The sequence below is a fragment of the Prevotella disiens genome (genome assembly GCF_900454955.1).
In the GTDB taxonomy this organism is placed as follows: Bacteria; Bacteroidota; Bacteroidia; order Bacteroidales; family Bacteroidaceae; genus Prevotella; species Prevotella disiens.
Window position 1 is genome coordinate 322457 of sequence record NZ_UGTL01000001.1, and the last position, 24214, is coordinate 346670.

Annotated in this window: 18 protein-coding genes; 9 read left to right on the forward strand and 9 right to left on the reverse strand. The window is 38.9% G+C overall.

Annotated features, from left to right (window positions below; genetic code table 11):
• The first annotated feature begins 31 nt into the window (after positions 1 to 31).
• Positions 32 to 2989 (forward strand): hypothetical protein, encoded by a 2958-nt coding sequence (locus tag DYI03_RS01340; RefSeq protein ID WP_036870244.1) that lies wholly within the window; start codon positions 32 to 34, stop codon positions 2987 to 2989.
• 154 nt (positions 2990 to 3143) lie between these two features.
• On the opposite strand, the gene DYI03_RS01345 is transcribed toward DYI03_RS01340, so the two are convergent.
• The 4 genes from DYI03_RS01345 to dut all read right to left on the reverse strand — a co-directional run bounded on the left by DYI03_RS01345 (position 3144) and on the right by dut (position 8092).
• The gene (locus DYI03_RS01345) at positions 3144 to 4979 is read right to left on the reverse strand and encodes a M23 family metallopeptidase (protein WP_004356226.1); all 1836 of its coding nucleotides are present in this window, start codon (positions 4977 to 4979) and stop codon (positions 3144 to 3146) included.
• A complete protein-coding gene (locus DYI03_RS01350; protein ID WP_004356257.1) occupies positions 4980 to 5903 on the reverse strand; it encodes a DUF4292 domain-containing protein in 924 nt (307 codons plus the stop codon). It abuts the gene before it with no gap.
• A complete protein-coding gene (locus DYI03_RS01355) occupies positions 5900 to 7585 on the reverse strand; it encodes a tetratricopeptide repeat protein (protein ID WP_021669796.1) in 1686 nt (561 codons plus the stop codon). The genes DYI03_RS01350 and DYI03_RS01355 overlap by 4 nt, the downstream gene beginning before the upstream one ends.
• 69 nt (positions 7586 to 7654) lie before the next feature.
• Positions 7655 to 8092: a dUTP diphosphatase gene (gene dut / locus DYI03_RS01360; RefSeq protein ID WP_004356243.1), complete on the reverse strand. Its 438-nt coding sequence runs from the start codon at positions 8090 to 8092 to the stop codon at positions 7655 to 7657.
• 125 nt (positions 8093 to 8217) lie between these two features.
• Here dut and dgt point away from each other — a divergent pair, with 125 nt between their 5' ends.
• A complete protein-coding gene (gene dgt / locus DYI03_RS01365; protein WP_036870421.1) occupies positions 8218 to 9555 on the forward strand; it encodes a dGTP triphosphohydrolase in 1338 nt (445 codons plus the stop codon).
• 242 nt (positions 9556 to 9797) lie between these two features.
• Here the strand turns inward: dgt and DYI03_RS01370 are convergent, their stop codons facing one another.
• Complete coding sequence (locus tag DYI03_RS01370) at positions 9798 to 11822, reverse strand: M13 family metallopeptidase (protein WP_021669794.1); 2025 nt, start codon at positions 11820 to 11822, stop codon at positions 9798 to 9800.
• A 701-nt stretch (positions 11823 to 12523) separates the two neighbouring features.
• Positions 12524 to 13003, reverse strand: a complete 480-nt coding sequence (gene argR, locus DYI03_RS01375) for an arginine repressor (protein ID WP_021669791.1) — start codon at positions 13001 to 13003, stop codon at positions 12524 to 12526.
• 536 nt (positions 13004 to 13539) lie between these two features.
• Between argR and DYI03_RS01380 the strand changes: the two genes are divergently transcribed.
• From DYI03_RS01380 to DYI03_RS01400, 5 genes are all read left to right on the forward strand, one after another.
• On the forward strand, positions 13540 to 14367 hold the full coding sequence (locus tag DYI03_RS01380) for an ABC transporter ATP-binding protein (protein WP_021669790.1): 828 nt from the start codon (positions 13540 to 13542) through the stop codon (positions 14365 to 14367).
• Between the two features lie 12 nt (positions 14368 to 14379).
• A complete protein-coding gene (locus DYI03_RS01385) occupies positions 14380 to 15120 on the forward strand; it encodes a GIN domain-containing protein (RefSeq protein ID WP_021669789.1) in 741 nt (246 codons plus the stop codon).
• A gap of 106 nt (positions 15121 to 15226) precedes the next feature.
• The gene (locus DYI03_RS01390; RefSeq protein WP_242401800.1) at positions 15227 to 15982 is read left to right on the forward strand and encodes a hypothetical protein; all 756 of its coding nucleotides are present in this window, start codon (positions 15227 to 15229) and stop codon (positions 15980 to 15982) included.
• A 62-nt stretch (positions 15983 to 16044) separates the two neighbouring features.
• Complete coding sequence (locus tag DYI03_RS01395; protein WP_021669787.1) at positions 16045 to 16410, forward strand: GntR family transcriptional regulator; 366 nt, start codon at positions 16045 to 16047, stop codon at positions 16408 to 16410.
• Between the two features lie 116 nt (positions 16411 to 16526).
• Complete coding sequence (locus tag DYI03_RS01400; RefSeq protein WP_021669786.1) at positions 16527 to 18986, forward strand: outer membrane beta-barrel family protein; 2460 nt, start codon at positions 16527 to 16529, stop codon at positions 18984 to 18986.
• A gap of 359 nt (positions 18987 to 19345) precedes the next feature.
• On the opposite strand, the gene DYI03_RS01405 is transcribed toward DYI03_RS01400, so the two are convergent.
• From DYI03_RS01405 to DYI03_RS01420, 3 genes are all read right to left on the reverse strand, one after another.
• Positions 19346 to 20344: an IS3 family transposase gene (locus tag DYI03_RS01405; protein WP_004355165.1), complete on the reverse strand. Its 999-nt coding sequence runs from the start codon at positions 20342 to 20344 to the stop codon at positions 19346 to 19348.
• Positions 20329 to 20706, reverse strand: a complete 378-nt coding sequence (locus DYI03_RS01410) for a transposase (protein ID WP_004357394.1) — start codon at positions 20704 to 20706, stop codon at positions 20329 to 20331. Before DYI03_RS01410 ends, DYI03_RS01405 begins: the two co-directional genes overlap by 16 nt.
• 636 nt (positions 20707 to 21342) lie before the next feature.
• Positions 21343 to 22374: a hypothetical protein gene (locus DYI03_RS01420; protein ID WP_147287656.1), complete on the reverse strand. Its 1032-nt coding sequence runs from the start codon at positions 22372 to 22374 to the stop codon at positions 21343 to 21345.
• Positions 22375 to 22640: 266 nt separating this feature from the next.
• On the opposite strand from DYI03_RS01420, the gene DYI03_RS01425 reads away from it, so the two are divergent.
• Positions 22641 to 23123 (forward strand): hypothetical protein, encoded by a 483-nt coding sequence (locus DYI03_RS01425; RefSeq protein ID WP_036870447.1) that lies wholly within the window; start codon positions 22641 to 22643, stop codon positions 23121 to 23123.
• A gap of 457 nt (positions 23124 to 23580) precedes the next feature.
• Positions 23581 to 24198 carry a fumarylacetoacetate hydrolase family protein gene (locus DYI03_RS01430; protein WP_004355997.1) on the forward strand — a complete coding sequence of 206 codons (618 nt, stop codon included), beginning with the start codon at positions 23581 to 23583 and terminating at the stop codon, positions 24196 to 24198.
• The last annotated feature ends 16 nt before the right edge of the window (positions 24199 to 24214 follow it).

The following is a 24214-nucleotide window of genomic DNA, read 5'->3' on the forward strand; positions in this document are numbered from 1 at the left end:
TCCTAAAATATTCACAACAATCTAACAAACAATGAAGAAAAAACATTTACGTCTAATGAGTTTCGTTCTGACAGCATGCTTATGCAGCACATCAAGCATGGCGCAAGTTATGAAAAAAGTAGTAAAACCGCTTCAAAAGCAAGAAGTGAAAGCCTCGGAAGGTAAATTACCACCTGAATTTGAAGGCGTTGTTTTTGATGATTTCTATGGTTCTAACTTTTTCTCTCAACCTAATAATACGCCCGATGAGCCTATTTTTTATGCCTTTTATATCGATAATTTTTCAAAAACTGCAATTAATACCATGGAGTTTGAATATTGGTTCGACAACGACCGTTCTACTTTGCAGCGCAAAACTCGTAACGATATTCAACTTTTACCGGGAGAAAAAATGCGTGATGGAGTAGGGTTTATTACTTTCCATACCCCGAAAGACACCGAACCACACCTTATTTATATAAAGCCGTCAAAGCTAAATGGTATTGATGTAGACTTAAAAACATACGTCAGACCATTTAGAAAATACTATATTGATGCAACTTATCGCCGTCCAACTCATGTAGTTGAAACTTTCATTGACCCTACTGACAAGGAGGCTTTCAATCGTTATCGTGGATTGGTAACCAGTATTTCGATGATGAAATACAGAACTCGCCAACCTAATCGCTACGAATTTATAACATTTGTGAGCAAGGCTGGAGAAAAGAAGTTTACAGCAACACCGAGTGAAAACGAACTTGCTGCAAAGTATAAGATTAGTGCTATGCCACGAGTAATGGTAGATAGAAATTTGATGTCGCCCTATGGGTCATTAAACAATCATGAAGAATTAAGAGATTTGTCAATTTATACGCCTGCAATGAAAATCAGCGATGTGCAAACCGACATATATGAGTTTTTGCTTTCTCGTCCTTTCTATGGACCGGGCTTTGCTCAAATGACACCATCGGTATCGTCAGTGGGTGATGGAAAGTTTGTTTGCAAAGTAAATGGTACTATTTCTTCTATTCAAAACACGAAGGGATTGCGCATGAATGTGTATCTTGTTGAAAACAATCCTATCCCCGAACCTGATGAAAACGAAAAAGTAAATATTCCTGAAGGTGCGGTTTACAACAAGTTTATAAAGATGATTAGTCCTGTTGAGGGTTACGAATTGAAGGTAAATGATGATAATACATACAATTTTAAGTCTGATGTTTTCACGATAGATAATTTTGAAGCCAACAAATATCGCATTGTTGCCGCTATTGTAGACCCATGTAACGGACAACTTCAGTTATCGTCTGTACTGCAATCTTGTGGCACAGTTGTTACCAATGAACGCACCAGCGAGGTGTCAATGACTACAGTTCAAGCCTCTGGAGAGATGAGTTTTGCACTTGCTGCAAAAGAACCTAATACGCCAATTACCATTGACTGGGGCGACGGAAACGATGTAAGCTATACGATTGGTACTGATTTTAGCGAATTTAAATCAGAAATAAAAGGTCCAGACTTGAAAATTAAGGGTAATATTACGAAATTAAATTGTATGACAAACAAGCTAAAAGCACTTGATATTACTGGTTGTCCACAACTGGAAGTACTTCAAGCTGCTTATAATTACTTGTCTGAAATTGATTTTTCGAAAAGTACAGAACTTCAAAACATAGAGATTTTTGGTAGCAATTCGCTTCAAGAAATCAATCTTACCAATTGTACTAAATTAGTTCGTTTAGTGGCTTCACAAAACTTCTTAAAGGAATTAGACCTTAGCAAGTGTCCTAATCTTTCTTATGTAGATTGTTCTCGAATGAAACAACTCAAGAATTTGGATTTATCTAATTGCCATGAAGTAAAAAATATCATTGCTAACGAATGTGCATTGGAGTCGCTTATCATTCCTGACGATGCACCTTTGGTAGAACTTTTATGCAAGAGCAACCGTCTTCCAAGTCTTGATTTGTCAGCGTACAAAGCACTTGAGAATCTTGATTGCTCAAGTAATCCTATTAAAACACTGAAAGTTGAATCGCCTGTACTACATACTCTATACGCAATGGGTACTAAAATTTCAACACTCGACCTTACAAAGTTGGGTAGTTTGAAGTATCTTGCACTCAAAGACAATGCTAATCTTACTGCTTTGAACTTAGACAAAAATACAGAATTGGAAGAATTAGGATTTAGTAATTGTAAGATTGAAAAATTAAACTTCCTACCTTTAAGTAAATTGAATAAACTTTGGTGTTCAAATAATCCTCTCACAGGGGTTAATCTTGCCAATTGTAACAACTTAAAATTCATAGAAGCCAGCAAATGCAAGATGAAAACATTGACACTCCCTGCCAATAACGATGTAATGGAGAAAGTTTTAGTTTCTGATAATGAATTGGAAAATATAACATTCGATAATCTTTCTGCTCTTAGATTAGTCAATCTTAGAAATAACGTCTTAACTTCGGTTGTTTTAAAGGGTACGAAGAGCGTGGAACAATTGGCAATGTCTGGAAATAAACTACATTCTGTTGATATTAAAGATTGTTCAAACTTGAAAATTGTAGGATTTGCTAACAACGGCATGACTGCTTGCGAACTCAACGATATGTATAGTCAATTACCAAAATTGAGCAAATTTCCAAATAAACCAAATCTACTTAACGGGACTACTTCTGATGAAGCTGCACTAACAAGTAATACAAAAATTGCCTTAGAAAGAAATTGGAGACCAAAAATAGAAGGCGATGGTAGCGGTTGCGCTAATGGTATTGAAGAAATGGGAATAGACAATGAGTTTGTAGTTTCTACTTTTGAGCATCATCTGAAAGTACGTTCTCCATTTGCATCTTCATTGATTAGCATTTATTCGCTTGACGGAAAACTCGTAATGCAGCATCATTTGGAAGGAGCAGAAGCAATATTCAGCATACAATTGAGTGGAACTTACATCGTTCGTTGTACTGATGACATGACAAAAGAAACGCTAACGACAAAAGTAGTATTCTAAAAGCTTTCTATATTTATTCCATACTATTCGCTCAAATTTATGGAATTTAGTACAACTCCAACTTGAAGCATTTTTAAAAGAGCCTGTTTTGCGTTCCAAAACAGGCTCTTTTAAAGTTGAATACAACCTCTTTTTTATGCGTAATAGGCATTGCCTATCGGAGCCATTGCTCAGGATTGAGTTTTTGGGTCTCTTTGTGCAATTGGAATTGGAGAATACCGCCTGAATTGACTGTTCCAAGAGTTTGACCTGTACCTACTTTCTGACCACGGCTTACACTCACGCTACCCAAATTGCAGTAAACTGATATGTAAGCACCATGGCGTACCATGACAATCGTAGAGCCTGCAACGCGAGAAACACTTGTTACTTCGCCTTTGAAAATGCTGCGTACAGCACTGCCAGCGGCAGTTTTAATGCTAATACCATTGCTATTGAGCTTCACGTTCGACATTCCTTGAACATTGTAAGTACCAAAGCGAGTAACAATTTTACCTGAAACAGGCATTGGTAAACGTCCCTTATTGTTGGCAAAGCTACCTGTCATGGCACGGTCGGCTGATGAAAGTAAAGAACTATTTGCATCGGCTTCACGTGCAGCCGCCTGCTCACGGTCGGCACGCTGCTTGTCTATTATTGCTTTTCGTTCTGCTGCCACACGATTTGCTTCTGCTTCACGAGCCTGTTGCTGTGCGCGTGCAGTTTCGGCTACCTCCTTTTGACGCGCTCTTTGCTCTGCCGCACGAGCTGCTGCCGCACGTTCTTCGGCACGTTTGAGTTCTTTTGCTCGTTTTGCTGATGCTTCAGCTTCGGCTGCTTTACGGGCTTGTTCTGCCTCACGGCGTGCCTGTTCGGCTTTTGCTTGGGCTTCACGGCGTTGTCGTTCCAACTCTGCTGCCTTGGCTTGTGCCGCTGCTTTGGCTTGTGCCTCACGTGCTTTCGCCTCAGCAATGCGTCTTGCGTTTTCACGAGCGGCCGCTTCTGCTGCTGCACGTTTGCGTGCCATTTCTGCTGCTCGCTGTTTGGCTGCTGCTGCTCGTGCTGCTGCTTGCGCTCGTGCCTCTTCCATAGCACGTTGGCGTGCTTTTTGTATTTCTATTGCGATTAATCGGTCGATTTGTGCATTGATTGCTTGTTGCTTTTTCTGGCGGTCGCTAATGACTTGTTGTAATACTTGTTGGTCTTTTTGCAACGATGCCACTACGTTTTGTTGCTCCACCTTCTTGCCTTGCATTTGTCCTTGAATTCTTTCTCCTTGGCGTAACAAGTTGGTTTTGTGTCCTTTCACCGCTTCAAGTTGATTGTGCTTCTGGTCTACTTGGTTTTGTTTCTGCTTTAACAGTTCACCTTGCGCACGCTGATAGGCGGCATATTCACGCACAAAGCGCAAACGACGATACATTTGTGTCAATGTTTTGGCAGAGAAAATGAACATCAATTTGTCTTGAATGCCACGATGCCGAGCCATGTAGCGCATGGAACGAATGAAACGACTACGACGTTCTCCTAATTGATTTTCAAGCGATTGCAACTGTCCTTTAAGGATTCCGATGTTGCCATTCACTTGTTTGATGTCAGACGCAATCGTGTCAATGCTTTGTTGTTGGTGTCCAATTTCAGTATCCAACGTTATAATTTTTTGCAAACGGTCGTTTACATCTTGTTGCTTGGCTTTTAATTCCTGTTCGTTCTGCTGAATTTCCTTTTGTATCTGCTGGTTTTTCTTTTGCAAGCCTTTTATTTCTTCCGTTGTAACATACTTCTGCTTCGTATTTCCCTTTGCATTTTTCTTACGATTTTGCGCCGTAGGTTTCTTTGTAGCAGTTTGTTTTGCTGTTGTTTTCTTTGTTGTTACCGCTTGCTTTTTTACGGTTTTCTTGGTAGTTTGTTGCTTTACAACAGGCTTTTTGGTGCCAGTTCGCTGCTTTTGAGCATACGGACTGAGCAAGCATGTGGTCAGCATGAACAATATAAATAAAATACGTTTCATTTAAAGTTGCATTAGTTTTCCCAATATTTCTTCTACTCCCACTTGCTCGTACTTAGACGATGGCGTGGTAAAACTTTCCCAATTGGCATTGTCGCTTAGTCCTTCCAACTCGAAAGTGGCTGAAATGGTCTTCTGTCCTTTTGCTATTGGGGTTTTTATTAGCACCTCATGGCGACAAGGGAACTTTTTTGAGCCGAAAGGTTTGAAGTCAGAATAGTTCCAAGTCAGTGTGGAAACACCATGATTTGGACTGGTATATTTTGCTTCTGCTTGATTAATAAACCCTGAAAGTGCCTCTGTGAGCCAGCGATATATCATTTTTTCTTCTTTTAGCGTGATAGGAATCATACCTTTGTTTGGGGCTTTTAAGGCAGCAGCGTCTACGTTGAAAGCCTCGAGACTATGCTCGCCAACACGTTGTTCGCCTGGAATGAAAAGCTGATTCCAGAATAATGCTTGCAAAGAATAGAAGTTGATGCCATTGTTTTTAAGGAAAGCGACATCGGTATAATTGGCCTTTACATATTGTTTGTGCATGCGGTCAATGAACAAAACATATTCTTTGGTGAACTCAATGCGTCCTACTTCACTGCGGAGTAGGGGAATAAGTAATTGCAAACGAATGACTTCATCTTTGCGCATGTGGAGTATTCCTGGTACAGTAATCTCCTTTTTGCCTGTATTTACTGTGAAAGAAAGGTTAGAAACAACATTCTTTTGGTAAAGAGCCAAGTCAGAAACACGCTGCACATATTGTAATTGTTGTTTCTTTTCTTGCTCTGCTTGCTTCTTTTCTTGTCCCGCTGTTGCGTTCGTAGGGGTAGGCTTTGGCGTAGTAGTAGGCTTTACGACCGCTTTTTGCGTACCGCAACTTGCCAAAACTGCTGCTATTACAGCTGCAATATATATGTTTTTTATCTTCATTTTGCAATGTATTTCTTTTGTTCAATTTTCTTTTTGAGCGTTGGATTGTCCTTGTTTAACTTCAAAGATTCTTGCCAAAACTCAAGTGCTTTGTCCACTTTCCCCGTATGATAGTAGATGTCTCCTGCATGTTCCAAGAACGTTGCGTTGCTATCTGGGGCATTTTTTATGGCTTCATCGATATAAATTTGCGCCTCTTCATAGCGTTTTTGCAAGAATAAAATCCATGCATAAGTGTCTAAGAATGTAGGATTTTTAGGTTCTGCCTTGATAGTTTTATAACTTGCTTTTTCAGCTTTTTCCAAATCTTTTAGCGTTAAACTCAAGTAATAAGCGTAATTGTTGAGCGCATTATAATTGTCAGCTCTCCATTGAAAACAACTATCATAAGCCTCGAAAGCCTCTTTGTTTAATCCCTTTTCGTGCAGAATATCGCCCATAATGGCATAGAAATCGGACACCATATTGGGCTCGCTGTCAGGTTTAATCTGCGTTACTCCCTTCTTGAAGGCCTTTAAAGCCGCATCATTATCCTTCTTCATATAGTGAGCAAATCCCTCGAAATAATAGAAAGCCATTTCGGTTGGATTGTACTCTTGAGCAGGTTTGGCGATTTCAATTACCTTGTTGTATTCTTCTTTTTCCCATAGATTTTGAATCAAAGCAATACGAGCGCGCGAGTTATCGGGTTCGATAGCAATGGCTTTTTCGTAGACTTTGTTGATGCTATCCTTTGGTGCTTGCTTCAAAGAGAGGTAGGCAGCCTTCATCATCATGATGTCTGCATCGGTCTGCGGATAAGAAAGTACATGGTCAAAGAGTTGCAAAACTTCCGTGCTATCCTTTGTTTCGCTCTGTTCATTGTCTGCTATGACTTGGCGGAGCAAAGCCATTTTTGTTTCTTTTTCCGTCTTTTTCGATGATAAAAGCTTCTCTGTTAGCGTCTCAACCATCTTTTCGTTCTTCGCATCACGATAGTAATCCAAGAGCGAAAGGTGGGCATACGCATTGTCAGGCTCTTCCTTTAACACAGTTTGATACTCTTTAAAAGCCTCTTTTTTCTTATTATTTTGGAACAACCAGTTGCCCAACATGATGCGATAATTGAGGTCTAATGGGTGCTTTCGCACAAGGTTTATGAGTTCTTCCTGTGCTTTTTTCTTATTGCCCATCTGCTCATAGATTTGCATTTTGGTAAGCGACAACTGTTCATTGCTACCCAAAAGCAGTTCCATGCGCTGCAAAACATCGAGTGTTTTCTTGTAATTGTTTTGCGAACCATATAGTTGGAAAAGAATTTGAAGTACGTCTTCTCGTGTTTTATTGCTTGAATACAAGCGTTCGTAGGCCTCTATCGCTTTTAGATAATCGGTTTGCGAGATGTAAAACTGCCCCATCTTTTCCAAATAGGTAGCATTCTCAGGAGCTAATTCAGCCGCTTTTTCAAAACAGTAGCGTGCCTCTTTTGTATTTTGTATATCGACATAGTAGCCTGCTAATTCGAAATAAACTTCTGGAGCGTTCGGATTAAGCTCACGAGCATGGTTCAATAAATCGAAAGCAGCTGACAGATTGCCCATTTCTTGTTGGCGTATTGCTTCAATAAAGAAATAGTTATAACGCACATCATTGCCTTGCGCTTGCATCGGAAGAGCTGTTAGCGCAAAGCATAGAGGCAGCATTATTTTTGTAATGAATTGCTTAAAAGAAATATTCAATCCGTTATCCTCCCATTATTAGTTTACTTTCAATTACTTAACGCCTGTATGTCCGTAGCCACCAGCGCCACGTTCGGTTTCGTCAAGCACCTCTACTTCTTCAAAATTTGCTTGCTCATGGCGTGCAATTACCATTTGTGCAATGCGTTCCCCAGCGTTGATGACGAATGCTTCGGTAGAGAAATTAATGAGTAAAACCATGATTTCTCCACGATAATCGGCGTCTACTGTACCTGGAGTGTTCAACACAGTGATGCCATGTTTTAGGGCTAAACCGCTGCGAGGACGCACTTGTGCTTCGTAACCTTCGGGCAAAGCGATGTACAAACCTGTTGGAACAAGGCGACGTTCCATTGGTTTCAGCGTAATGGGACTATCTATATTGGCACGCAAATCCATGCCTGCGCTCTGTGCTGTGGCGTATGTGGGCAAAGGTTGATTGCCCTTATTAATTACTTTTACTTGAATCATGATTTCTTATTATAATGTGCAAAAATAATGATTTATATGCACATATATGAATTTTAAAGGGTAAAAAAGGCTGAAATTAGCCAAATTTAAGTACTTTTGCGTAAGCGAAGATTTTTTAAATTATGATGGATTGGCAAAAACTTATCTCCAATAAACGACTCGGGCAGGAAGACCGACACGCATTAAGACACGATGACAGGTCGGAATTTAAGCGTGATAGCGACCGATTGATTTACTCTGCGCCCTTCCGTAGGTTGCAGAACAAGACACAAGTGTTCCCCCTCCCAGGTAGTGTCTTTGTGCATAACCGACTCACTCACTCGCTTGAAGTGGCATCATTGGGTAAGTCTTTGGGCGACGATGTGGCTCGAAAATTGATGGAACGACACCCTGAACTGCGTGGAACTCACTTTGAAGAAATAGGAACTATTGTGCAAACAGCTTGTTATGCCCACGATATGGGCAATCCTCCTTTTGGGCATAGTGGTGAAAAGGCCATTCAAACTTTCTTTACAGAAGGGGCTGGTGCCGATTTACAAGCCAAAGTCTGTTCACGTTTTTGGGACGATATAACTCATTTTGAGGGCAATGCCAACGCTTTTCGCTTGCTTACCCACAAGTTTTTAGGTCGCCGTGAGGGTGGATTTGTCATGACTTACGCCACATTAGCGAGTATTGTGAAATATCCTTTTTCGGCTTCTATGGCGGGAAAGCACGGCAAATTTGGCTTTTTCTTGTCAGAAGAAAACATTTATAAGCGCATCGCTGATGAATTGGGCATTATCTGTAAAGCATCGTCGGAACATGGAATTGTTTACGTTCGCCACCCATTGGCTTATTTAATGGAGGCTGCTGACGACATTTGCTACGAGATAATGGACATTGAAGATTCTCATAAACTCAAACTTTTGTCGTTCGAAGAAACGTCAGAGTTGTTGTTAGGCTTCTTCGATGAAAAGATAAAGCAAAGTATTCGCAAACGTATTGAAGACGAAGGAGTTACCGATAAGAACGAACAGGTGGTTTATTTTCGTGCCTGTGCCGTTGGTTTGCTCGAATCCTTGTGTGTCAATGCCTTTGTAGACAACGAAGAAGCTATTCTCAATGGTACGTTTGAAGGCTCGTTAATCGACCATATTCCCGAACTCCCTCGTGCCAATTACAAGCATTGTGTTCAAGTTTCAGTTGATAAAATCTACACCAGTAAAGCGGTTTTGGACGTAGAATTGTCGGGTTACAAGATTATGGAAACCCTTATGGAAACCCTTATCGGTGCTGCTGCTGAACCCCAAAAGTTTCATAGCAAGCAACTTATACGCCGCTTTTCAAGTCAATACGACATTCAAAATCCTAACCTTGAAGACCGCATCATGGCGGTTATCGACTACATTAGCGGCATGACGGACATTTACGCATTGGATATTTATCAGAAAATAAATGGTATAAGTTTGCCTATTATATAATCGGAACAACGCATGTAGCGTACAAAAAATTCAAAACCAATTGTTTTGGGATAGAAAATAGTTTATTTTGTGTATCAGAATAAACTATTTTTATTTTAAGTAGAATTGAAATAATTCTGAATCTATCCTTTATTACACCTAATAACAAATCGGTTGAGCAAACAAAAGACCGAGAACAAAGCCGTTATTACGGGAATTATTCTCGGTCATTATCATGGAAAAATATTTATTTCAATAGATTTTTACCAGATTTGCGCACGTTTCTTGGCAGGGATATACAACTTATCGCTCTTCTTAATCTTAAAGGCATCGTACCAAGCGTTGATGTGTGGGAGCGCAGCATTTACACGAGCATTGTTAGGAGAGTGAGGGTCGGTTGTGATAACCATATCCAAATACTCAGGACGAGCATTGCCTGCCCATACACGAGCCCATGAAAGGAAGAAGCGTTGCTCTGGTGTGAAACCGTCAATGGTCTTCAATGGGTGCTTCTTCATGCTATTTTGGAGCGCACGGAAAGCAATGTTCAAACCGCCATTGTCGCCAATATTTTCGCCCAAAGTAAGCTGACCATTCACTTTCTTACCGTTTACAACTTCAAACTTGCCAAAGTGGTCTACCAATACCTTTGAACGCATTTGGAAATTCTTTTTGTCTTGTGCTGTCCACCAGTCGCGTTGGTTACCAGTCTTGTCGAATTGTGAACCTTGGTCGTCGAATCCGTGGCTCATTTCGTGTCCAATCACAGCGCCAATACCACCATAATTTACAGCATCGTCAGCGTTAGCATCGAAGAAAGGAGGTTGTAGGATAGCTGCTGGGAAGCAGATTTCGTTGGTTGTAGGGTTGTAATAAGCGTTGATAGTTTGTGGTGTCATGCCCCATTCTGATTTATCAACAGGCTTATTTACCTTCTTGTTCAACTCGTCTTTGAGGAAGAACTCGCTCACGTTTTGCATGTTTTCATACAAAGAGAGCTTTTCGTCGATTTGCAAACCGCTATAATCACGCCACTTATCAGGGTAGCCAATCTTCACAATGAAGTTGTCTAACTTATCCTTAGCTTGTGTTTTTGTTGCAGCACTCATCCATGTTGCTTCTTGAATGCGTTGTGCCAATGCTTCTTGAAGGTTCTTTACGAGTTCAATCATGCGTTGTTTGCTGCTTTCAGGGAAGTATTTTTCAACATAAAGTTTACCAACAGCTTCGCCAAATACGCTTGAAACTGTACTTACAGCACGCTTCCAACGTGGGCGGTCTTGCTTGGCACCGCTCATAGCACTACTAAATTTGAATGCTTCCGCACGGAACGCATCGCTCAACTGGCTTGCTGCACCTGAAATAACCTTGATTTCAGCGTAAGCCTTGAGGTCGTCAAGAGAGGTTTCAGCAAGAATTTTCTCTACTTCATGGATTGGTTCAGGCTGCCCAAGGTCTACTGCATCGAAGCGAGGAAAACCTGTCTGCAAGAAGATGTTACCCCAATCAATGCCAGGAAAGTTCATTACCAAGTCGTTGTAAGACATCTTGTGGTAATTCTTGTCAATATCACGGAGTTGAACCTGTGAGTAGCTTGCTTTTGCAATGCGAGTTTCAATCGCCATAATAGCATCTACTTTCTTCTGCGCAGTAGCTTCATCGTTGCCAATCATCTTGAAAAGATTCTTCATATAGGTTTTGTAAGCCTCACGAATCTTTACTGTTTGAGCATCATCGTTCAAATAATAATCACGAGTACCCATACCTAAACCACTCTGACCAATAGAAACAATGTTCATATCGGCATTGCGCATATCGGCACCCACACCAATTCCGAACATCATAGTGTTTTCTCCACGGCGGTCAAGTTGTGCTGTAACGAGCTGATACTCCTTGTTACTCTTGATAGCAGCTACACGAGCGAGGGTTGGTTTGATAGGATTGAAACCCTCACGGTTAAGGCGTACACTATCCATCATCATGTTGTAAAGGCTACCGAGCTTTTGTCCGAGTGTACCTTGTTGCTGTGGTTTGCCAGCATACTCCATAATAAGCTCTTGAATACGCACTTGATTTTGCTCGAAAAGGTCTACAAACGCACCGTTGCTGGTGTGTTCAGCGTCCAAAGGATTGTTCTTCAACCAACCGCCAGCAGCGTATTGATAGAAGTCTGTACCAGGTTTTACGCTCAAGTCCATGTTCTTTTTGTCGATACCTGATGTTTGATTTTGCGCATTTACTGACATAGCAGCCAAAAGACATGCAGCAATCATTGTTCTTTTCTTCATTTTTGTTTTTTATTTTATGATTGTTTTTCTTTTGTTTAGTCGTCTTTCACGCTACAAAGACCTCCCAATTGTAGTGAGGGCTTTACGGTATTTTTCGTTTCCAACTGCAATATTATAAATATTTTTTATAAGTAGCAAGTTTTCAAAGTGTTTTTTTGAAATATGGAACACACCCTTTCAATTATTTTTTTAAGATTTTCCAAAGTGATAACGTAGCAAAACACACTACAAAACCAATTCCTACTAACCTTGTAAACCTATTATTGCAAATATCATCGTAGGCAGCATAGAGGGTAAAAATCAGCGATATAATATAAAGGGCAATGTATAATCTTTTCATTTTTGTTGAAATATTGGGTATAGAACCATGAATATTATTCGTTTTTAAGATGTATTTTTATCTAAATTTATAGGGAATTTCAACCAATCTGTATTGCTTTGAAAATCAATCTCTTATGTAAGTATTTTTAAAACCTATTGTTTTGAGCCACAAAACAATAGGTTTTGAAGTTCAAAAGAGCCTATTTTGTATTTCAACTTGATATAAAAACGATTATAATAGATTAAAAAAACATCGTATTTTTATTCAAGACTGTTTGATTTCATTCTGCTCTGTTGTTTCATATATTATAAAAGCCTAACGAGGTTGCTTGTTTAGAACTTCGTTGGGCTTTATATTATCTAATTTGTCTATTCTTTGTTTATTCCATAACTTCGGGTACAACATACGATAAAGATGAAAGCACGTCTTCATGTGAACAGCCTTCACGCGTAACAATAAAGATGGTGTCATCACCAGCAATCGTACCAAGAATTTCAGGTAAATCGCTATTGTCTAAATTGTAAGCAATCGCACTCGCATAGCCTGGACGTGTCTTCATAATAGCCATTTGACCAGAAAAATCGATTGACAAGTAGCCACTGTTACGAAGCATATCAGACACTCTTCCAGGTGTTGAAACACGCTTGTACATGGTGTCGTTTGGCAAAACATAAACGTATTTACCATTCATTGTAGCAGCTTTCGCTACCTTTAATTGTTTCAAATCTCTACTAAGGGTCGCTTGTGTGAGCTTGAAACCTTCTTTCTCTAACGCTCTAATTACTTCTTCTTGCGAGCTAAGCTCCATGCTTGAAATAAGCATTTTGATAGTTTCTAATCTTTTGCTCTTTATTTTCATGATGCGAATCTGTATACAAATTATACTGCAAATATATCTAAAATTTTTCTAATATGCAATTTTTTTTATCAAAAACTTACATATTGAATAACAAATTATTACAGATTACCACTTTTGGACTATTTATATTCATTCTGTGGAAATGTACTAAGAACAACATAAAACATTGTATTGCAGATAACTTTTCCCCATTTAGTGTATAAAATAAAATCAATAGAAGTTCAAAACAATTATTTAAATTCTCAATTATCTTACCTCTCGTGTATTATATTTTCACTTTTGAATATTCATTGGTAACATTTAGCAGTCTGACACTTAGAACTAAAATTTAATTTGCAAATGAACAGAAAATATTTCCGCCTATATTATATAATAAGGTGTAAGCAATGAAAAAACATTGAAATAAGAAAAAAAACAAGTTTTATTGAAAAAAAATGCCTAAAAATTTGGAGAAACTAACATAAAACTATACATTTGCAGTGTACTAAAAAGGTAGTACACTTAAATAGGCAATAATAATATAAAAAAATACAGCTATGATTGAAGTAAAAAACTTAGTATTTAGTTATCCCGGGAACAAGAAAAAAGTTTTCGATGGTATGAACTTAACACTTTCAGAAAATCGCATTTATGGTTTGTTAGGCAAGAACGGAATGGGTAAAAGCACCTTGCTTTACCTTGTTGCTGGTCTGCTTCACCCAAAGAAAGGTTTAGTAACTTTCGACGGAATGGAAACAAAGAAGCGCCACCCAGAAATGCTTCGTGAAATATATGTAGTGCCAGAAGAATATAATCTTCCAAATCTCTCGCTGAAACAGTATGTAAAAATTCATCAAAACTTTTATCCTCGTTTCAGCGAAGAGATTTTAATGAAATGTTTGGAGGACTTTGAAATGACAGTAGACGTAAACTTCAAGCACCTTTCAATGGGTCAGAAGAAAAAAATCTATATGAGTTTTGCCGTTGCATCGTGCTGTCAATTGCTCCTTATGGACGAACCTACAAACGGATTAGATATTCCTTCAAAGGCTTTGTTCCGCAAAGTGATTGCAGGAAATCTTCCTTCTGACTCAACACTCATTATATCAACACACCAAGTTCATGATGTTGAGCAGCTATTAGACCATGTTTTTATTCTTAGCAACTCGGAAATGATACTCAATTCGTCGGTAGAAGACATTGCGAAAGAATATGAATTCACTTACCGCAACGCCAGTGAAATGGACGAATCAGTGCTTTATGCTGAACCTTCTTTGCAAGGAAATGCGGTCATAGCACGCAGAAAAGACAACAGTTCAGAAACTACTATCAATCTTGAATTGCTCTTCAATGCAGCAACATTAGGTAAATTAAACAATCAATAAGGAGGAAAGAAAATGAAAAAAATAGCTTTAAATAAAATATTTGTTTGTGTTTCAATGATAATTTGCACCATGTTTTTTACATCGTGCATTCGTAAAAAACAAGACAATGGTAAGATGCTTACAAAAGAAATAAAGGTTACGCCTTTCCAAGACCTCTTCCTGATGGGAAATGCAACAGTAAGTCTTATTCCTGGCGACACCTTTAAAGTAGTTGTAAGAGGGAAGGAAAAATTTGTAAAAGAGGTGACAATGAAGGTTGAAAATGGCGTTCTCATCATTGATGAAAAGGACCATAATGTTGGCGGAAAAGGCGAATTAACTTTTGGAAACTTCAATTTTTCGGATTATCGTGCTGAAGTTTACGTTACAATGCCAACGTTACGCAACATTAGACAGGAAGGAAACTCAGATATTCATATCGTAAAACCAATGAAAGGCGACAGCGTTATGTTTGATATTCAAGGCAATTCAAGTATAAATATAGCTGAATTAACTTCCAAAACGTTTAAGCTTAACATCGATGGAAACTCGTCTGTAAATGTCGAAGCATTAACTGCCGACCGCACAAATGTAGGAATTTTTGGTAATTCTTCAATGGATATTAACTTTGTAAATGCGGGCGATGCACAGATAGGAATAGAAGGAAATGCTTTTGTATCATTGCGTGGAACAACCAAAACTGAGCCTATTTGCACAGTAAACGGCAACGGAAGTATCAACAACAAAACTGTACGTTGTCAAAAAAGTAAGTAATCAACTTGTAAAACAATAAAAACGAAATAACAATATGGAAACTTTCAATATAAAAAGATTTGGATATGTTTGTTCAAGACTTGTCCTTATTCGTAAAAAAGAATACATGAATTACTTTTTGGGTCTGCTGCTTGGCTATGCGTTTGCGTGCATAGTGGCTGCCAACCCATTCAAATTTGAAGCGCTTACTGACGATATTTACAAAGGATCGTTCTTCCGTGTAAGTGGATTTCTGACTGTTGTTACCATCATTATTCTCGTTCTTTGCGGCTCAACGATAATCAGCGACTTGAAAATGAAGCAGCAAAAAATAGACGAACTCATGTTTCCTGCCACCAATTTAGAGAAGTTTACGGCACGTTTCCTTGGGTCTACCCTCTTTTTAGTAGTGCTTACAGTAGCGGCTTTCTTCGTTGCCGATGCTTTACAAATGCTCATTAATATGATAATTCATAAGGGAACGTTCGCCTCATTGGCAGTAACTACAAAACAATTGCTCATCGAAACCCATCATTTTTATGATACAGATGGCGAAGACAACGCTCTTAATAGAGTGTTATTCTTCTTCTTTACCACCAACGCAGCCTACATTTTAGGCGGTATGTTGTTCCGAAAAGCAGCATGGTTGAAGACTTCTTTGGCACTTATCGTTATCGGAATTGCCACAACAAGTTTGTTTATTGGCTACGGATACATGATTTATAGATATACCGACTATGTGGTTTACATTCCAGAATGGGTAAAAAACAATCCTTGGATACTATGGGGTTGGGGTATTATACAAGTATTTATTTGCTATTATTTGGCTTATCGCATCTACTGTAAGTTACAAGCTGTAAATACTCGTTGGTTGAATATTTAAACCATTGGGGCTGTTATATGCCCCATCTTTATTCAACTCAAATTTAAAAGAAAGGCTTAGATATGAATTTCAATAACAATAAAGCGATTTACGAGCAAATGGCAGAGCGACTTTGCGACGAAATTATCGCTGAAAAATATAAGGCTGACGACCGAATACCCTCGGTTCGAGAATATGCAGTCATGTTGGAAGTGAACACCAACACCGCCGTTAAAGCTTACGAACTATTGGCTCGTGAGGAAATTATCTACAACAAGCGTGGCTTAGGCTACTTTGTGTCGCCTAATGCTCGCCAGTCTATCCTCAAGGAACGCAAGAAAGAATTTGTAAACGAGATGCTACCAGAAGTTTTCCGCCAAATGAATTTGTTGGATATCAGCATGAATGATGTGGCAGAAGAGTGGATAAAAGCGCAAGAAACAAATTAAAATAGCACGTTCGGTTGTTGAGTTTAAAACTCATTAGGTTTTGATATTGACAACCGAATAGCTACGAAAAGAGATAAAACAGAAAGCAAAGTATCATCTAACATTACGACAAAACGATGAAAAAAATATTATTTACATTGGCTTGTATGTGCTTTTCCACTGGAATTTTTGCACAAACAACCCTTATAAAGGGCGAATTGATAGATTCTATTACCCACGAAACCGAACCATTTGCAACGATTCGTGTTTTCAAAAAGCCCAATATGCAAACACCTGTTGCCATGTCGGTAACCGACGATAATGGTAAAATTTCGCAAGAAGTGAAAGGTTCGGGCGATTATACCATTACCATTAGTTCCATGGGGCGCAAAGTTATTACCCGAAACATCAAACTTGATGCTGCCAATCCTACCCTTAACCTCGGCACTTTGTTGGTTCAAGATGATGCAAAGATGATGAAAGGGGTTGTCGTTATGGCACAAAAACCATTGGTAAAGATGGAAACCGACAAGATGACTTATGATGTTCAAAGCGATGTAGACGCTAAATCAAACACGGTTCTCGACATGTTGCGCAAAGTACCTATGGTAACTGTGGACGGACAAGACAATATTACCGTGAACGGACAAGGTTCTTTCAAAGTTTACGTTGATGGAAAACCTAACGTAATGTTCTCTGCCAATCCGTCGCAAATATTCAAAGCTATGCCTGCTTCGTCTATAAAATCAATCGAAGTAGTTACCAATCCTGGTGCAAAATATGATGCCGAAGGCGTTGGTGGCATACTCAATATTGTGATGAACAAAATGGAAGGCAAGAAACAAAGTGTGAATGGTTACAATGGAACCCTCTCTTTTACGGCTACCAACTATGGTTTTCAATCATCGGCTTTTGTGGGTGGACAACAAGGAAAGCTCACTTACAGCGCAAATGTTATGCACGCCAATATGCACATGGCCGAGCCTGAAGTTACCATAGAGCGCACATCAACCGACGGTTCGGTTATGCACTCGTTCCAAAAGCCAAAGACCCACATTCCGTTTACCATGGCTAATGTGAGTTTGAATTACGAAATCGACTCAATAAGCAATATAGGTGCTTCCTTAGGACTTACCGATTATTACAAGAAGAGTACGGGACACCCAACCACAAGTTTCTCTGGCGGAGCGTATGGTGCAGGCTTTAAGTATGGCGACGAGATGATGATGCGCGACGCAAACACGTCTTTAAATGGTAGCATTGACTATCAACGCTTCTTAAATAAGGCACGCACGAGTAACATAACTTTGAGTTATTTGTTCTCAACATCGCCTAACACAACCGAAAACCGCCGTGTTTACGACCCATTGCCAGCAGGAATACCACTTTCTTTGAACGATATGTATTCTGATGCTGCCACTCGTGGCACAGAACACACCGTGCAAGTCGATTACACCACACCGCTTGCAAAGAATCAAACCTTCAATGCTGGTGTAAAATACATTAACCGCCGCAACACGTCCGATTCTAAATATTACAACATTATGAATGGCATTGAGCAGTTCGACCCTCTCAATAGTGTGAATTACAAGAACCAACAGAGCATTGCAGCTTCTTATTTAGAATACAAAATCGTACTCGGTAAGTTTAGCGCAAAGGCTGGAACACGCTACGAACACACATGGGAAAATGTAGAATTTATACTTGGCAAAGGCGAAAACTTTAAGCGCAACTATGGCAATTTAGTGCCTTCGGCAAGTTTTAGCTACAATCTTGCTCCGTCAATGAACATTGGTGTAAACTACAATATGCGCATTTCACGCCCTGGGGCAACCTTCTTGAATCCTTATATCGACCGCTCTGTGCCAACGATATTAAGCTATGGTAATCCAAATCTTGAAGCAGAAACGAGCCACAACGTTGCTTTGGTTTTCAATGCCTTCACGCCTAAGTTTATGATTAACCTCACTTTGGCTGAAAACTTTGCTAACAACCAAATAGAACAATATTCGTTCATGGACGGAAACGGCATGTTGAACACCACTTATGGTAACATTGTGCGCAACCGCTGGACTAATTTTAGTATGTTTGCCAATTATTCTTTGTCGCCAAAAACACGCATCTTCTTCAATGGTGGGTTCGATTACGGCGATTTGCGCTCTTCACAATTGGGACAAAAGAAATACGCTTGGCAGGGAATGGCGTATATTGGTATGCAGCAAACCTTCCCATGGGACTTAAAGTTTAGTCTTTACACAGGCGGAATGACCAAACGACACACCTTGCAAGGACACGGAAATGGTTTCAATATGCTTAGCCTTACCATGACAAAGAGTTTCTTTGACGACAAACTCAACCTTGGCTTGACGTTCTTTACTCCATACAATGGAAAAATTTACCAAAACCAATACAGCGAAGGTCCTAACTTTACACAGCGTATGAATGTGGTTATACCTGTACGCCAGATAGCTCTGAACATAACATGGAACTTTGGTAACACCAAAAAGCAATATCAACAACATCAAAGCAAGATTAACAACGACTTCCAAGAGAAGAAAAACGACTCGCAAATGGGCGTTGGCGGTGTAGGAATGTAAGGTTTTTATGATGCAAATCCCTCCATATAATATTCAATAAATTTGTGGAATATAGAACTATCGTGATTTTATAGAATTTTAAAAGAGCCTGTTTTGAAGTGCAAAACAGGCTCTTTTGCACTTCAAAACAGGCTCTTTTGCATTTCAAACAATAGATAACTGACTTTACCTAAATTTTCTATACACTTTTAGGCTATATAAACTAACTTTCTATACACTTTCTTTTTTGCTATACTAAATTAGTAGACAGAGTCCTAAAGTTGCACTTAAAGTATGAGAGCTGGACTTGCTGACCCCCTACTTGTTGTTTGTCAAAATTGTATGCCCCTCAATGGGGCATGCAATTTTTTTCTTTCTTATCAGGGTTGCTGGCATGTGCTTTGCCCCTGACTTGTTGTTTGTCGCTGTAAAGTTACAATTTTGTTTTCTTTCGTCTCTTGTTTTTTATCATATTTTTTCTTTTTCCACTTTTTTTGTTGTGGTCCTTTCTCTTGATGCGCCATGGCAGGGGTTTTGTAGCCGATGCTCATGTGGGGGCGTTTGTTATTATAGAATTGTATGTATCGTCCGATAACTTCTTTTGCTTGTGCTTGGTTTGCAAATTGGTGGGTACGATAAACGTATTCTTCTTTGATAATACCATTTACTCGTTCGGCTATGGCGTTATCGGTGGGCTTGTAATCTTCTGTCATAGAGATGGATATACCATACGATTTTAAGACTTCAACATAGGCATCGCAGCAGTATTGTACGCCACGGTCGGAGTGGTGGATAAGTCCCTTTAGGCAGCTATTACCTGTGCTTTGAACTGCTTGGTCGATGGCTTGTTGGAGGGCTTCTATTGACATGGCTGCTTTTAAGGTATCGGTTAATACCCAACCTATTATCTTATGGGAGTAGGCATCAGTTATAAGATGTAGATAACAAACGCCTTGAGCCGTCCAAATATAAGTTATATCGGCTACCCATAGTTCGTTGGCAGAGTTTAGAGAAATGCCTTTTATAAGGTTCTTCCATTTATGATAACGATGATTGGAGTTGGTCGTATGCCGTACCTTAGGGGGAGGAAGCATCAACTTGTGTCTGCGAAGCAGGACATAGAAACGATCACGACCCATAACTGCCTCATAACCATAGATGTTTCTCATCATGAGCCAAAGCTTATAAGCACCGATACCAGGGTCTTCCGCCCTAATTTCGCAGACACTTTCAAGTACACGACGCTCGTTGGCAATATCCTTTTCAATATCAGACTTTAACTGGTAAAAAGACTGACGATGATGGTCAAATAGCTTACAAGCAAGCGTAACACTGAGGTTGTCTTGCTTGACCAGTGAAGTGGCTACTTGACCCCACATTTTTTTCTGATTGAAATGTTAAAGTATTCTTCTGCCTTATCAATGAGCATATCACGAGCTTTGGTCTCTAAACGAGAAATTTCCAAGGCTTTTTCTAACTCTGCATACTGCTTTTTCAATTCCGACAACTCTTTACGATAACCCTCTTTACTTATATTTGCCATGTCTATATCGAATGATTCAGAGGGCAAAGGTAAGCCTTTTTTCTCACAAGCGTAACGCTTTATCCAACTACTTAAGAGAGTTACATTGCAAATGTTGTGCAATTTAACAAACTTAGACTTACTCAAACCTGATTCGTAATACAAACGAACCAAACCTAAACGAGCTTCATCACTGTAATGTTTCCGATTTTTTACCATATTTCTTACTCATTTTATGCACCGAAAATGTGTATAGAAATTTCAGGATAAGACATAACAAACAATAGATAAGGTGGGTTCTAAAAATTAGCTTTGCTGTATTTTGAGGTTTTTATTGAGCAAAAATAGGCAGTGAATGAGGGAGCATAGTGGGTTATGCGACCGAATGAACTGACGATTTGTGCCAATAAAAGACCAAAAGATAGCAAAACGTAACCCATTATTTAAAGTTATATATTACAGTGGTAATATTTAGAACCCACCTTAACAATTTCTTGAAACTCCTATAAATCCATTCTTATCATGTGATAAATAGACTCCCTACTTTTGAAAAGAGTATCTTTGCCACAAATTACAATTTGCAAGCAGATACTTATGAACAAAGGTCGATACGTATTTTCACAGCTGTGCAATTTTCTTTATGCTTTAACAAGGGGAAAGGTGCTTAAAAATAAGCAAAAAAAAATTACAAATATTTTCTTCCTCCCTTATATAACATATAAATTCAAAGCAAAAACCCTGCACAAAAAAATAAGGGGGAAGGTTAAAAGGGTGGCAACGAGAAAAAATCCTCCTCAAATAGTGTCATAAAACTTAGCAAAGCCGATGAACACTATTTGAGGAGAAATCTAAAAACTATTGCACCAATAGCTTTTTACCGTTTACAATGTAAATGCCACGTGGCAACTCTGAGAGTTTTTTAACAAAGATACGTTGTCCTGACAGCGTGTAGATTTTATTCTCGCTTGTGCGTTTTGCAGCGGTATCTATCTGCTGTATGCCTGTGGTTACCTTCACTTGCTCAATAAGTATTACAGACGAAAAGGTTTCGTCATAGTAAGGTTCGCCTGCTGCGTCAAAAGTGTTATCTGATGTTTTTAACACCCAAAACCCCTGAACCTCTTCGTTGTTGTTGATGCGAGTTCCTCTTTTAGATTTAATATAGAATTTACCGAAAAGATTAAGAAAATTCTCAGAGTTTACATGGTTCCCTTTACCAGCCTTTTGTAATTCAAGTCCGTTGGTTGCCTCGTCCCATGTGTTTGTTACACCATAAGGAGCATAACCTGTAAGCCAATCAGGAGCAGGCATTTTTATAGGAAAACCCAACCACTTTTTATCAACCGTTTGGAAAGCCACTTTTCCATTGTTAAGGACATGCGCCGTGAAGCATGCCGACTCTTTGGGTACTTCTCTTGATTTAAATTCGCGTGTAGACAGCTTACCATCAGAATAGTCGAGCAAAAATGTGTGTTGGTCGTAGTTATAGAATTTAATGGTGTAGCGTTTGCCATGCTCTGGCTTTTCTACATCAGTATCATCTATATATTCTTGCCTGGCTTTTAACAATTCTTTCATCGTATGTTCCTTTGGTGCATCATAGATTTTTTTTAAGGCAATGCGCTTTTCAGAGGTTTGCTTTGGATATCCCACACCTTCACGGATTAATAAAGATTTCACTATCTCTAATTCTATTTGTGTTATTTCGTTATTGTTCGTTGTTGAACGAGTCGCCACCACATCGTAGGCGTTGTTTGCAGGATTAGACTTTACCTCCCTATTTGTTGTTTGCCGAATGCTCATACCGTTATCGGCTGCAAATACTGCATTCCATTTGATTGTCAAACATAGAATGATAGCGCAAAATAATTGTAATTTTGTGTTCATAAATAAAAAAAATATTGTTGTTAATTGATAATAATTACTCAAATTGTCCGCAAAAGTAGTTATTTTTTTCTCAAATCCATGCAAATAAAAATATTTTTTTTTGCTGAACATTGAAAAAGATGCCAATTTTGAAGTTACAGCGAAACAGGTTGCAATATTCAATAAATTTGTGGAATATAGAACTATCGTGATTTTATAGAATTTTAAAAGTGCCTGTTTTGCAACTCAAAACAGGCTCTTTTGCACTTCAAACAATAGACAGTTTTATGAGCAATTTCTTGTTTGCCAATATTACAAGTATTTTCCATTGTTCGTCATCAATTATTGATATTATCAACCAGTTGCCCCCTGCCACAGCACCGCAAAATGGCAATGTGGCTGCCCAAGACACCCATGAATTGTCAGAAAATATTGACCAAGAAGGTAATGTTCAACCAAATGCCAACCGTGTAGCCGAACTTCAAGCAAAGTTGTTTGGAGAAAAAATATATGGAGAAGCGCAAGAAGAAATGGATAACTTTATTGCCGATAGCATTTCCAAATATAGTAAGGCTAAAAAGTCGCAGGGTAAGAGCAAAGAAGAAGAAATGATAGACAATGTAAACAGTCGTCTAACATCAGTTTTGCTTTCTTATGCCGACAAGGAGGCTACCAATCTTGAAGAAGGGCTGACCAAGCAAAATAAGAAAAAAGCCGAAATCCATATTCGTAAGGCGATTAACGAGGAAATAGAACCTTTCGAGCAATGATACTTTGTAGGGGCGTGATTTATCACGTTCCTCTCCGCAAATTTTAGTGTATTAGGAACGTGATAAATCACGCCCCTACAAGTGAAATTGGGTGTTAGGAACGTGATAAATCACGCCCCTACAAGGCATTATCATTCGCTTGTTCCTTAGTTTCCTATCTGAATATTGTTATTTGATTCGTGTGCTTAACGAAATCGTGGCAAGAAATCGCACTTTGAAAAAAACTTCTTTATAAAATAATTCTTTTAAAAACTTGCAATCGCTTTTCGATTATTGTATCTTTGCAAACGCAAGTCTGCAAAATGGCAGAACGGAAGTAAACTTTCATTGTTTTTGTTCGTCATATCAACGAAAATAAGTTATCTTTGCGTTCATAGAATAAGGTTGGATAGATACTTGTTGATATTTTCACCTTATTATAAGGTAAGCGAAATAAATTTTAGCAAACTAATTAATTATGAAGATATTTGCAGTCGGAATGAATTATTCCGAACACAATAAATCGTTACATGATACGTTAAATAAAACAGAGCAACCTGTTATATTCTTGAAAGCCGATTCTTCGTTGCTGAAAGATAGTAAACCTTTCTTTATTCCCGATGATTTAGGACGGATAGAGTATGAAACAGAATTAGTGGTGCGTATTTGCCGCTTGGGCAAGACAATTCCCGAACGATTTGCACATAGATATTATGATGCGGTAACGGTTGGAATAGACTTTACGGCACGCGATTTGCAGAAAAAATTAAAGGAGCAAGGTCGTCCTTGGGAACTTTCAAAGAGTTTCGATGGGGCTGCTGTTTTAGGCGAATGGATTGACAAAGATAAGTTTTTGGATATTCAACGACTCCACTTTCATTTGGATATTAACGGCAAAACGGTTCAAGAGGGTTGCACAAGTGATATGCTTTACAAGGTAGACGAGATAATTAGTTACATCAGCCGTTACTTTACACTGAAAACAGGCGATATTCTCTACACGGGTTGTCCTACTGGTTGTGCGCCAGTAGCCATTGACGACCACTTGGAAGGCTATGTTGAGGACAGAAAAGTCCTTAATTTTTATTGTAAATAATGGGAGTTTTCTCCCT